Source organism: Pseudoduganella sp. RAF19 (genome assembly GCF_052114165.1).
In the GTDB taxonomy this organism is placed as follows: Bacteria; Pseudomonadota; Gammaproteobacteria; order Burkholderiales; family Burkholderiaceae_D; genus Rugamonas.
Genome location: NZ_JBFREF010000007.1, coordinates 228,096 through 240,225, shown reverse-complemented (window position 1 = coordinate 240,225; position 12,130 = coordinate 228,096). Strand labels below are relative to the sequence as shown.

The 12,130-nt window shown below is 61.0% G+C and carries 13 protein-coding genes; 2 read left to right on the top strand and 11 right to left on the bottom strand.

Translation table 11 applies throughout. The annotated features are described in order from the left end of the window. Window positions 1-175 precede the first annotated feature (175 nt). The 5 genes from dnaG to ybiB all read right to left on the bottom strand — a co-directional run bounded on the left by dnaG (window position 176) and on the right by ybiB (window position 5,522). Window positions 176-1,972: a DNA primase gene (dnaG, locus tag AB4Z19_RS20345; RefSeq protein WP_442035869.1), complete on the bottom strand. Its 1,797-nt coding sequence runs from the start codon at window positions 1,970-1,972 to the stop codon at window positions 176-178. Between the two features lie 164 nt (window positions 1,973-2,136). Continuing rightward, entirely contained in the window at window positions 2,137-2,586 is a 450-nt protein-coding gene (locus tag AB4Z19_RS20340) for a GatB/YqeY domain-containing protein (protein WP_442029332.1), read from the bottom strand. Window positions 2,587-2,715: 129 nt separating this feature from the next. Then, on the bottom strand, window positions 2,716-2,928 hold the full coding sequence (gene rpsU, locus AB4Z19_RS20335; protein ID WP_005665410.1) for a 30S ribosomal protein S21: 213 nt from the start codon (window positions 2,926-2,928) through the stop codon (window positions 2,716-2,718). 198 nt (window positions 2,929-3,126) lie between these two features. Further along, window positions 3,127-4,329, bottom strand: a complete 1,203-nt coding sequence (locus tag AB4Z19_RS20330; RefSeq protein WP_442035902.1) for an NAD(P)/FAD-dependent oxidoreductase — start codon at window positions 4,327-4,329, stop codon at window positions 3,127-3,129. Window positions 4,330-4,568: 239 nt separating this feature from the next. Beyond that, on the bottom strand, window positions 4,569-5,522 hold the full coding sequence (gene ybiB / locus AB4Z19_RS20325) for a DNA-binding protein YbiB (RefSeq protein WP_442026948.1): 954 nt from the start codon (window positions 5,520-5,522) through the stop codon (window positions 4,569-4,571). A gap of 73 nt (window positions 5,523-5,595) precedes the next feature. Between ybiB and AB4Z19_RS20320 the strand changes: the two genes are divergently transcribed. Continuing rightward, entirely contained in the window at window positions 5,596-6,657 is a 1,062-nt protein-coding gene (locus AB4Z19_RS20320; protein ID WP_442026949.1) for a 3-deoxy-7-phosphoheptulonate synthase, read from the top strand. Here the strand turns inward: AB4Z19_RS20320 and AB4Z19_RS20315 are convergent. After that, window positions 6,651-7,121 (bottom strand): OsmC family protein, encoded by a 471-nt coding sequence (locus tag AB4Z19_RS20315; protein ID WP_442026950.1) that lies wholly within the window; start codon window positions 7,119-7,121, stop codon window positions 6,651-6,653. The genes AB4Z19_RS20320 and AB4Z19_RS20315 overlap by 7 nt on opposite strands. Then, a complete protein-coding gene (locus tag AB4Z19_RS20310; protein ID WP_442026951.1) occupies window positions 7,122-7,763 on the bottom strand; it encodes a GntR family transcriptional regulator in 642 nt (213 codons plus the stop codon). Between the two features lie 76 nt (window positions 7,764-7,839). Here AB4Z19_RS20310 and tsaD point away from each other — a divergent pair, with 76 nt between their 5' ends. Then, complete coding sequence (gene tsaD, locus AB4Z19_RS20305; protein WP_442026952.1) at window positions 7,840-8,874, top strand: tRNA (adenosine(37)-N6)-threonylcarbamoyltransferase complex transferase subunit TsaD; 1,035 nt, start codon at window positions 7,840-7,842, stop codon at window positions 8,872-8,874. On the opposite strand, the gene AB4Z19_RS20300 is transcribed toward tsaD, so the two are convergent. The 4 genes from AB4Z19_RS20300 to AB4Z19_RS20285 form a co-directional block, all read right to left on the bottom strand. Beyond that, on the bottom strand, window positions 8,871-9,050 hold the full coding sequence (locus AB4Z19_RS20300) for a hypothetical protein (RefSeq protein WP_442026953.1): 180 nt from the start codon (window positions 9,048-9,050) through the stop codon (window positions 8,871-8,873). The two genes, tsaD and AB4Z19_RS20300, sit on opposite strands and share 4 nt — an antisense overlap. A gap of 85 nt (window positions 9,051-9,135) precedes the next feature. Beyond that, window positions 9,136-9,924 (bottom strand): ABC transporter ATP-binding protein, encoded by a 789-nt coding sequence (locus tag AB4Z19_RS20295; protein WP_442026954.1) that lies wholly within the window; start codon window positions 9,922-9,924, stop codon window positions 9,136-9,138. A gap of 1 nt (window position 9,925) precedes the next feature. After that, on the bottom strand, window positions 9,926-10,864 hold the full coding sequence (gene ntrB, locus AB4Z19_RS20290) for a nitrate ABC transporter permease (protein ID WP_442026955.1): 939 nt from the start codon (window positions 10,862-10,864) through the stop codon (window positions 9,926-9,928). A 9-nt stretch (window positions 10,865-10,873) separates the two neighbouring features. Further along, window positions 10,874-12,106, bottom strand: a complete 1,233-nt coding sequence (locus AB4Z19_RS20285) for a CmpA/NrtA family ABC transporter substrate-binding protein (protein ID WP_442035868.1) — start codon at window positions 12,104-12,106, stop codon at window positions 10,874-10,876. Between the last annotated feature and the right edge of the window lie 24 nt (window positions 12,107-12,130).

The window sequence follows — 12,130 nt, the reverse complement described above, 5'->3', positions numbered from 1 at the left end:
CCGACAACCAGGTCCGGCACTGCAACTCTACTACTGCCCCATATGGGGCCTAACCTACTGAAAACAAACAAAAAAATCGCACCGCTAAATATTGCAATATTTAGCATTTTATTATAGCACGGCACTTTCCAATTACCAGACGGGCAGGGTTCCTTGCGCGCGGGCAATCGAAGAGTCAGCGCCCAGCTAATTCCGCCTCCGCTTCACGCCGCAGTTGATCTTGCTTGGCAGTAATTTCGCGGTAGCGTACACCAATTTGCTCAGAAGACAAACCCGTCGAAAACAGCTGATCCAATTCCTTCTTTAACGCATCACCTTTCAATTGGCGCACAGTGGCCGATAGCCAGATGCGCTCGCCTTCCAGCTCAGGCTCATGGGCGGCCGCAATCTCGCCGATGATGCCGTCGTAATCCGGCCCCAACTCCTTCAGTTGCTGGGCCAGGACGGCAAATGTGCCCTGCTCACCCAGCGATTGCGCCAGCTGAACCAACTGTACCAGCCGCTCGGCCGCCTCGGCGCCAAACTGGTTGAATGCGGTGAGGGCGTCGCCGTCCAATATCAGTGCCAGTGAGGGGTGGCAGATCAGGACGCGGATCAGCTTCAATTCCAGTCCTACCGGTTGCTCGCGGCGGCTCTTGGGCGGCGCGATCTTGGCCGTCGCGACCGGCTTGGCCAGCTCGAACAGACCTTCCACCTCGCCCGGCGTGCTCTGGGTCATGGTGGCCAGGCCGCGCACGATCTGAAGACGCAGCGAGGTAGGCGGCATGGCCTGGAGCATGGGTTTGGCGTCAAACTGCACGCGGGCGCGGCCTTCCGGCGAGCTCAGGTCGTGTTCGCCCTGCGCCTCGCGCAGCAGGAACTGGGACAGCGGCATCGCTTCCTGCACCTGCTGTTCGAACGCCGGCGCACCGTATTCGCGGATATAGCTGTCCGGGTCGTGCTCGGCCGGCAGGAACAGGAATTTGATGGTCTTGTCGTCCGACACATGGGGCAGACAGGCTTCCAGCGCGCGCCGGGCAGCGCGGCGGCCGGCCTTGTCGCCGTCAAAACTGAAGATCACGTTGTCTGTTTGGCGCAACAGTTTCTGCACGTGCGTGGTGGTACAGGCCGTACCGAGCGTCGCCACGGCTTGCGGGAAGCCCATCTGGGCCAGCGCCACCACGTCCATATAGCCTTCGGTCACCAGCACATAACCCGCATCGCGGATCGCCTGGCGCGCTTCGAACAGGCCGTACAGCTCCGAACCCTTCGAAAATAGCGGCGTTTCAGGGGAGTTCAGGTATTTTGGCTCACCATGCTCCATGATGCGACCACCAAAGGCGATCACCTGCCCCTTGGTATTGCGGATCGGGAACATCACTCGCTCGCGGAAGCGGTCATAGCGCTTGGTTTTGCGGCCATCCTCATCCACTTGCTGGATGATCAGACCCGCTTCCACCAGGGTGGCGGAGTCATAGTCGGGAAACACGGCTTTCAAGCCATCCCAGCCATTCGGCGCATAGCCGAGGCCGAATTTGGCCGCCACTTCCCCCGTCAGGCCGCGGCCCTTCAGATAATGGATGGCGTTGGGCGCCTTGCGCAGCTCGGCGCGGTAGAAATCGCAGGCCTTGGTCATGGCCTCGGACAAAGCCATCGACTGCTGTTGCTGGGCGGCGCGCTGGGCCGGAGGGATCTTGTCGTCCTGCTCGGGGACCACCATGCCCACATTCTGGGCCAGGTCCTTCACGGCATCGACAAAGCCCATGCCGGAATATTCGATCAGGAAGCCGATCGCCGTCCCGTGGGCGCCGCAGCCGAAGCAGTGATAGAACTGCTTGGTCGGGCTCACCGTAAAGCTGGGAGATTTTTCGTTGTGGAAGGGGCACAGGCCCTGATAATTGGCCCCGCCCTTCTTCAGTTGCACATAGCGGCCCACCACATCGACGATATCGACGCGGTTGAGCAGGTCGGAAATGAACGATTGTGGAATCACTTGGCTGACGGTCTTTTGTTGCAGATCAGACTATACCGCGGTGCAGGGCTATGGGTTGATGTAACTCAACACAGCGGCGGATCAATGATCCGCCCTACGGCGGCATTGCATCATACATGCCCGATAGCGACTCGTGTAGGGCGGGACATCGTCCCGCCGTGCCGTTACGCCGGGGACAGCGCTTTTTTCACCAGGCCGGACACCACGGTCATATCGGCACGGCCCGCGAGTTTTGGCTTCAGAATAGCCATTACCTTGCCCATGTCGCCAGGCGCAGCCGCGCCGGACTCGGCCACAGCAGCCTTCACTTCCGCCGCGATTTCCTCGTCGGACAGGCCGGCGGGCATGTAGGTGGTCAGAACAACCAGCTCAGCCTTTTCGATATCAGCCAGGTCGGCGCGGCCGCCGGCTTCGAACTGGGTGATGGAATCCTTGCGCTGCTTGATCATTTTTTCCACGATGGCCACGGTCTGGGCATCGTCGACTTCGATCTGCTCGTCCACTTCCTTGCGCTTGATCTCAGCCAGGATCAGGCGGATGGTGGCCAGCTTGCCCGACTCTTTGGCGCGCATGGCGGCTTTCATGTCTTCGGTGATCTGTGCTTTCAAACTCATGGCAACCTCAAAAAGTGTGCGGTAAAAAAGGAAAACCCGCTGCGGCCTAACCGGAGCGGGTGGAAACTCTGGGCACGTGGCGCATCCGTGGCGAACTGGCGCCGTGTGCGGACGTGCCGGCTAGAGCAATTAGTACAGCTTCTTCGGCAGCTGTTGGCTGCGGATACGCTTGTAGTGACGCTTAACAGCGGCAGCCAGCTTGCGCTTACGCTCAGCGGTTGGCTTCTCGTAGAACTCACGAGCGCGCAGTTCGGTCAGCAGACCCGTTTTTTCGATAGTGCGCTTGAAGCGGCGCATAGCGACTTCGAACGGCTCGTTTTCTTTAAGGCGAATAGTGGTCATGTAAAAATTCAAACCGTTAGGGTTTAAGGAAGACAGCGATATTAGCAGCTTTTGTCCAAAAATGGAAGAGCAAATGGACGCTAAACCGGCCCATCAGGCGGGTTCCAGGAGGAATACCACGTCTGTTAAAGGGCAATCTTTCCGCCCCGCTAACATCAATAGATCCGGCGAAAGTGCATTGCCGGGAGGTGAATGATATCAGATTGCCAGCCCGGCCGCCACCCCGGAAGCCCATGCCCACTGGAAGTTGTAGCCACCCAACCAGCCGGTTACATCCACCGTTTCGCCGATGAAATACAGGCCGGGAACCTTGTTCACCATCATCGATTGCTGGGACAGTTCTTTGGTGTCGACGCCACCTCTGGTGACCTCGGCCTTGCGGTAGCCTTCGGAACCATTGGGGGTGATGGTCCAGCGGTTGATGAGTTCGCCGAGCTTGCGCAATTTGGCGTCGGGCATGTCGGCAATGCGCGCATCGTGCGCATAACCGTGCGCCTGCAGCAGCCCCTCGGCCAGTCGCGATGGCAGGTATTGGGACAGCACATTACCCAGCTGCTTCTTGATGGTGGACTTGCCTTCGATGAGCGTCTGCGCCAGATCCAATTCCGGCAGCAGATTGATGACAATCGGCGTATTCGGCTGCCAGAAGCTCGAAATCTGCAGGATGGCGGGGCCGGACAGGCCACGGTGCGTGAATAGCAAGTCCTCGCGGAAGCGCGCGCCGGTGGCATTGCGGCCTTTCAGCGAGCCGGTTTCCACATCCACTTCCAGCGACACGCCGGCCAGGGGGACGAAAGGCTTCCACTCGTTCTCGTCGAAGGTGAGCGGGACCAGCGCGGGGCGTGGATCGACCAGCTTGAGGCCGAACTGCTTGGCGACGCGGTAGCCGAAATCGGTGGCGCCGATCTTGGGGATGGACAGGCCGCCGGTAGCGATCACGACGGCTGCGGCGTGGATGTCGCCATGCTCGGTCTGCAGATGGAAGCCCGCCGCGTTTTGCTGCACGGACTGCACCTTGCTCGGCATGCGCCACTGCACGCCACCGTTATCGCACTCGGCGCGCAGCATATTGATGATCTGTTCGGCGGAATCGTCGCAGAAGAGCTGGCCTTTGTGTTTTTCGTGGAAAGCGATGCGGTACTTCTTCACCAGCGCCAGGAAATCATGGGGCGTAAAGCGCGACAGAGCGCTCTTGGCAAAGTGCGGATTCTCCGACAAAAAATTAGCGGGACCCGCATTAATATTGGTGAAATTACAGCGGCCACCGCCGGAGATACGGATCTTCTCCGCCAGCTTCTCCGCATGGTCGATCAGCACGACGCGCTTCCCGCGCTGCGCCGCCGTCGCCGCGCACATCATCCCCGCCGCGCCCGCGCCAATCACCGCCACATCCACCTGCATCGCACCCTCACGCCAACCCAAACCCATTATTCTACTAAAACATGAACCTTGGGGTCAGATCCGACATTCGGACAATTTCGCGAAACTCCACCTCTCCGACACGCTGCGCCCCACCAGAAATGGCATCAAACGCGCCTAATGAGCTAACGCGAATAGAAATTCCCTAAGTTCGCCATAGGGAGAATTCAAAATGTCCGAATGTCGGATCTGACCCCATGGTGTTAGCGGGCCCACATGTGTTAGCGGAGGCGGCGGGAGACTTCTTTGCAGTGGGCGACTTGCTGCACGATCGAGTCGGGCACCGGAATTTCGCCGCGTAGGACCGATTCAATCCATGCGGCGGTTGATGCGGCGCTTTTGTCTTCAGGCAGCGCGGGCAGCGTTTCGACCAGGATCTGCTTTTCGACCAGCACCGTCCGCTCGCCGCCGTGGAACCAGTCGATCTTCTGCGCCTTGTTGGCATTGGCGACCGTCTCCCCTTCCGTCCCGCGCATCAGGAAGGCATCGCCACGTTCAGGCGGCGCGGCTTTCTGGAAGTATTCGCCCAGCGTTTCCAGATATTCAGGATGCGTGTACGACACCAGCCGCAAAGCCGCCCCCTCGAACGGCTGCATGATCTTTACCAGCGTGTGCGTCGAGTTGCGCACGCCAAGAATCCGGCGCAGCGACAGCATCCACGCCAGCCGCGGCGCCAGCGTGTCGATCGTAATGAATGACACATGCCCATCAGCCAGCGCAACTTCGGCCTCGGCAGGTGACGCCGCAGCGCGTACGCCCAAGGCCTCAAATACTTCCGCCGTCGCCACCCGCCCCACATCATGCGCCACGCCGTGCACCAGCACCGGCACGCCTTCGCGCGCCAGCAGCAGCGCCAGCAGGGCCGTCAGATTCGGCAGCTTGCGTGCACCGTTGTAGCTGGGGATGACCACCGGCGCATATTCTCCCGACGGCGCACGCAAGGCAGGGAACGACGCCTCGGACGCTTCAAGAAATCCTTCCAGCTCTTCCACCGACTCGCCTTTGATCCTCATCGATAGCAGAATGCCACCGAGCTCAAGGTCGGATACGCGGCCGTCGAGAATGGCCGTCCACAGCTCGCGCGCCTCGTCGCGGCTCATGCTACGGGCGCCGTGCGCGCCGCGGCCGATCTCTTTGATGAAATGGGCCGTTGGGAATGGGGTGGAAGTTGTCATGCCTGCCAGTTTACGGCATTTCGGCTACACTACATGATCCCCAAGAGAAAATAACGCCTGAAGCAGACTCATCATGATTGCACAAGACCTTGAAAATATTAACGTCACCTCCTTCGCGTCCATGCCTACGCCTGAGGCCCTGCACGCGAAGCTGCCGTTGACCGATGCCGCTTCCGCCACCGTCACCAAGGGCCGCGAGGACCTGCGCAATATCCTGGACCGCAAGGATAAGCGCCTGTTCGTCGTCGTCGGCCCCTGCTCCATTCACGACCCGGTCGCGGGCCTGGACTATGCGCGCCGCCTGAAGGCGCTGCAGGAGGAAGTGAAGGAAACCATGCTGCTGGTGATGCGCGTGTATTTCGAGAAGCCACGCACTACGACGGGCTGGAAGGGTTATATCAACGATCCGTTCATGGACGATTCCTTCCGCGTCGATGTCGGCATGGAGCGCGCCCGCCAGTTCCTGCTGGATGTCTGCGAACTGGGCCTGCCTACAGCAACCGAAGCGCTGGACCCGATCTCACCGCAGTATCTGGGTGACCTGATCGCCTGGACCGCCATCGGCGCCCGCACCACCGAATCGCAAACCCACCGCGAAATGTCGTCCGGCCTGTCGACTCCTGTGGGCTTCAAGAACGGCACCGACGGCGACATCACCATCGCGATCAACGCGATCATGTCGGCCTCGAATCCGCACGCTTTCCTGGGCATTAACAGCCAGGGCTCGGTGTCCATCGTGCGTACGCGCGGCAATCGCCACGGCCACGTGGTGCTGCGCGGCGGCGATGGCCGTCCGAATTACGATTCGGTGTCGGTGACCATCGCGGAACAGGCGCTGGAAAAGGCCAAGCTGCCTGCCAACATCGTGGTCGACTGCTCGCACGCCAACAGCTACAAGAAGCCGGAACTGCAGCCGCTGGTGATGACCGATGTGGTCAACCAGATCGTGCACGGCAATAAGTCGCTGGTAGGCGTGATGATCGAGTCGAACATCGTTGGCGGCAACCAGAAGATCCCGGCCAATCTGTCTGAGCTGAAGTACGGCTGCTCGGTGACCGACGGCTGCATCGACTGGGAAACCACTGTGAAGATGCTGAAGGATGCCGACCGCGAACTGCGCGGCCGTCCTCAGTAAGTCCAGCTGCCCTGCACCTCAATCCGCGTGCGCACGGAGCTGGCAAGGAAGCAGCTCTCGTGCGCCGTGTGATGCAGGTGTTCCAGCGCCGTATCGGTCGGCACTTTGTCGCCGCTGAAGGCGACCATCGGTTTCAGCGACACAACGGTGACCGCGTCCTTCCCTTCTTCATTTTTCGCCATCAGGCCCTCGGCCTGGTCCACGTAGCTGTCGATGACATAGCCTTCGCGCGCCGCAATGTCGAGGAACCACAGCATATGGCAGCTGGATAAAGCCGCCACATACGCTTCCTCCGGATCGACCGCGGACGGTTCGCTGAACGGCACACGCACCACGTGCGGCGAGCTCGATCCCGGCACCACAGCGCCGCCATCGAAGGTCCATTTGTGCAAACGGCTGTAGCGCTTGTCGGTAAAGGCGGCATCGTGGCGGTGCCACGCGATTTCGGCAGTGTGAATCGACATCTATAGCTCCTTCAGTGAGATTTCTTCGGTGTGGCGCAGGTGCTCCGTCAGCGTGGCGCACGCAGCGTCAACATCGCCCGCGCGTACTTGCGCAATCAGGCCATGGTGCTCGTCGTTCCAGCCGGGGCGGCGCGCATCCGGTCCCAGGTGGGCGAGATAGAAGCGCTGCACGCTGTCGCGCAGCGCGGCAATCATTTGCAGCGTGCGTGGACGGCCGCTCGGCTCATACAGCGCGTCGTGAAAGGCGCGGTCCAGACGCACCCATTCCGCAGGCACTGTTTCCGCATCCAGCTCGTGCTGGATCGCTTCCACACGGCGCAGGGTGCGTTCGCTGTGCAGCGGCACGGCGCGGCGCAGCGCGTCGGTTTCCAACAGTACGCGCAGGTCGAAGATTTCACGCAGCTCATCGGCGGTCAGCGTGGTGACGTAGGCGCCACGGTTGGGCTCGATCTGAACCAGTCCCTCGGCTTGCAGCGAGTTCAAGGCTTCGCGCACGGGAATGCGGCTGGTGCCGAATTCTTCGGCCAACTCAGTCTGGCGCAGCAGCACACCCGGCGCCAGCGCGCCGCTGATGATGGATGCGCGCAGCGCAGCCAGTATGGTCGGCCCGCCTTGGGCCCGGGGAGGAGGAAGTCGTGTCATGGGTTAACTGTATACACGTATACAAATAAAGGCAAGGTAAAATAGCAGATTCCCCTGACACTTTTTCGGCAATTCCATGATCGTTCTCGGCGTTGAATCCTCCTGTGACGAAACCGGCCTGGCTCTGTATGACACGGACCGCGGCCTGCTGTCGCACGCCCTGCACTCGCAGGTGGCGATGCACGAGGAATACGGCGGCGTGGTGCCGGAACTGGCGTCGCGCGACCATATCCGCCGCGCCATCCCGCTGCTGGAACAGGTGCTGAACAAAGCAGGCATGAAGCCGGCGCAGGTCGATGCCATCGCCTACACGCAAGGCCCCGGCCTGGCGGGCGCGCTGCTGGTCGGCTCGTCGATCGCCTGCAGCCTGGGCATGGCGCTGGATAAGCCCGTGCTGGGTGTGCATCATCTGGAAGGCCACCTGCTGTCGCCGCTGCTGGCGTCCGAACCGCCCGAGTTCCCTTTCGTGGCGCTGCTGGTATCCGGCGGCCACACGCAGCTGATGCGCGTGGATGGCGTCGGCCAATACGAGCTGCTGGGCGAAACGCTGGATGACGCTGCCGGTGAAGCCTTCGACAAATCCGCCAAGCTGCTGGGCCTCGGTTATCCGGGCGGTCCTGCGATTTCGCGCCTGGCCGAATTCGGCGATCCGGAAGCCTACAAGCTGCCGCGCCCCATGCTGCACTCGAAAGACCTCAACTTCAGCTTCTCCGGTCTGAAGACGGCCGTGCTGACGGTGGTGAAGAAGAGCGAAGGCGCCGCCAATGTCTGCGAGCAGGACAAGGCCAATATCGCGCGCGGTTTCGTGGACGCGATCGTGGATGTGCTGACCGCGAAGTGCCTGGCTGCCCTGAAGCAGACCGGCTTGAAGCGTCTGGTGATTGCGGGTGGTGTGGGCGCGAACGCTCAGCTGCGTGCGTCGCTGAACGCAGCGGCGGCAAAGAAGAAGTTCAAGGTGTACTACCCGGAGCTGGAATTCTGCACCGATAACGGCGCAATGATCGCCTTCGCCGGCGCCATGCGCCTGAAGATCAATCCTCAGGCGGCGCAGCGGGAGTATGCCTTCAATGTCCGTCCGCGCTGGCCGCTGGACGAACTGCGCATCGTTTAATTCAGCAGAACGGCTGCCAGCCCGACCAGTGCCAATAGTCCACCGGCAGCGACGCCGGTGCGGACGCCTTTGTGGCGCAGGTCGATGATGGATTCCACGCGCTCGGTGCGGCGCGGTTTTTCCTTGTATTCAGCCGGTTGCTGCTGCGATGCTACTTTCGGTACTTCGGTGGCCATTCTCTTGTCTCCATTTGTATAGACCACAATTTAGCAGCAAGCGCCGCGCTTAGGCCACACTTCTGTTGTTTCCACCCGACAACCATCATGCGGCTTTTTGGGCGGGCCGCCCCTGGCGGTGATACAGGAACTCCAGCACGCTTGTCCGATAGTCAATGTAGAGCGGGTCCTGCGCCAGCGCCAGACGGTCGCGTGGACGCTCCAGCCGCACCTGCACGATGCCGCCAACGGTGGCAGCCGGACCATTGGTCATCATCACGATGCGGTCGGACAGCAGTACCGCCTCATCCACGTCGTGCGTCACCATCACCACCGTAGCGCCGGTGCGCGCCACGATGCGCATCAGTTCATCCTGCAAATGCGCGCGGGTCAACGCATCCAGCGCGCCGAAAGGTTCATCCATCAGCAGCACCTTGGGTTCCATCGACAGCGCACGCGCAATGCCTACACGCTGCTTCATGCCGCCCGAGATCTCGTTAGGGCGCTTGCCACCGGATGCGGTAAGCCCCACCAGATCCAGCGCATCCCAGGTGCGCTCGTCCAGCTGATTGCGCGATTCCTTTGCGCCGAAGACACGCTCTACTGCCAGATAGACATTCTCGAAGCAGGTCAGCCACGGCAGCAGCGAGTGATTCTGAAATACCACGGCGCGCTCTGGCGAAGGGCCATTGATTTCGCGTCCGGCACAAATCAGGGCGCCCGCGCTTGGCCTGGCCAGTCCCGCGATGAGGTTCAGCAGCGTGGATTTGCCGCAGCCGGAATGGCCGATCAGCGTGATGAATTCGCCCTGCTCCACCGTCAACTGCACATTGCTCAGCGCGTGGAAGCGGCCGAACATCATTTCCACGCTGCTGATGTCGATGAACTTGCCCATCTCATTTCTCCTCGTAAGTCACGGCTTTGGCCAGCGTCACCAGCGCCACTTCCAGCAGCAAGCCGACCACGCCGATCACGCCGATGGCGATCAGGATGTGCGGCACGTTCATATTGTTCCACTCGTCCCACACCCAGAAGCCGATACCCACGCCACCCGTCAGCATTTCGGCAGCGACGATCACCAGCCACGCCGTGCCGATAGCCAGACGTACGCCGGTCAGCATGTACGGCAGCACAGCCGGCAGGAGGATCTTGGTCATGACCTTCCATTCGCTGAGATTCAGCACGCGCGCCACGTTCAGGTAATCCTGCGGCACACGCTGCACACCCACCGCCGTGTTGACGATCATCGGCCAGATCGAACAGATGAAGATGGCCCAGACCGCAGCAGGATCGGCAGCCTTGAACACCAGCAGCCCGATCGGCAGCCAGGCCAATGGCGATACGGGTTTCAGCAAGCTGACGATCGGGCTGAACATGCCAAACACGAACTGAAATCGTCCGATGATGAAACCGAGCGGGATGCCCACTGCCGCAGCGAGTCCGAATCCCAGTGCCACGCGCCGCAACGAGGCAAGGACGTTCCAGCCTATGCCCTGATCGTTCGGCCCCTTGCGGTAGAAGGGATCGGAGAACAGGTTCACCGCCTCACGCCAGGTTGCCAGCGGCGTCGGAAAAGCGCTGTTCTGCGCGGCCAGAATCTGCCATACCAGCAGCAGCAAACCAAGTCCCAGCAGTGGCGGTACAATTTTCAGCGCGAAGGGCCGCATGCGCTCACTCCATGGCCGGAGATTGACGCCTTTGGCGGCGATGCGCGCGCTCCGGGTGGACAGCGCTGCGTCATTGGCTGCCGCCGGCAGCGACGGCGCCGGCGCCGGCGCAGCAGCGCCTACTGCTGCAGGCGCACCGTCAGCGGCGCGATTAAGGATGGCGCTCATCGTAATCTCCTATACCCTGATCTTGAAGGAATCGGCATAAGCCTTGGGGTTCTTGCCATCCCACACCGCACCGTCGATCATCTTCACCGTGCGCAGCGGAGATTTCGGAACGCTCACTTTGGCCAGCGACGCCGCGTCCCTGTACAAATCGATCTGGTTGATCTGCGTGGCGACAGCCAGATAGTCCGGATCGCTCTTCAGCAGTCCCCAGCGCTTCTGCTGCGTGAGGAACCACATGCCGTCCGACAGATAGGGGAAGTTCACCGCACCGTCATTGAAGAACTTCATGTAGTTCGGATCGTCCCAGGTCTTGCCCAGGCCATTCTGGTAGCGGCCCAGGATACGCTGGCCGATCACGTCGACCGAGGTATTCACATACGATTTGTCGGCGATGGTATCGGCCATCTTCACCTTGTTGGACAGCGAAGCGTCAATCCAGCGGCCGGCATCGAGAATCGCTGCCACCAGCGCCCGCGCAGTATTCGGATATTTCTTCACCCATTCGGCGCTGGTGCCCAACACCTTTTCGGGATGGTCGCGCCAGATGTCCTGCGTGGTGGTGGCCGTGATGCCGATGCCGTCGGCAATGGCACGGTGATTCCATGGCTCGCCCACGCAGTAGCCATCCATATTCCCGATACGCATATTGGCCACCATCTGCGGCGGCGGCACGGTGATCATCTTTGCGTCTTTCATCGGATTGATGCCGTAGGCCGCCAGCCAGTAGTACAGCCACATTGCATGCGTACCGGTGGGGAAAGTCTGCGCAAAAGTGTATTCGCGCGGATCGCTCTTCATCAGCTTCGCCAGCGAGGCACCGTCAACACCGCCTTTATCTGCAAGCTTTTTGGACAGGGTGATCGCCTGGCCATTGTGGTTCAGGTTCATCAGCACGGCCATGTCCTTCTTCGGGCCGCCCACGCCGAGGTGCACACCGTACACCAGGCCATACAGCACGTGCGATGCATCGAGTTCGCCGTTCACCAGCTTGTCGCGCACAGCAGGCCATGAGGCTTCCTTGCTTGGGATGATCTTGATGCCGTATTTTTTGTCGAAGCCCAGAACGGACGCCATCACCACCGACGCGCAATCGGTCAGGGGAATGAAGCCGACTTTGACCTCCTCTTTCTCAGGCTTGTCCGAGCCTGCGGCCCAGACGCCCTGCGTCGCGAGTCCTGTCAATGCGGTGGCGGCGCCGGCCTTGAGCAAGGCGCGGCGGGTCAGGCTGAATCTGTCGTCCATCTTCCGTTGTCCCCGTAGCGAATG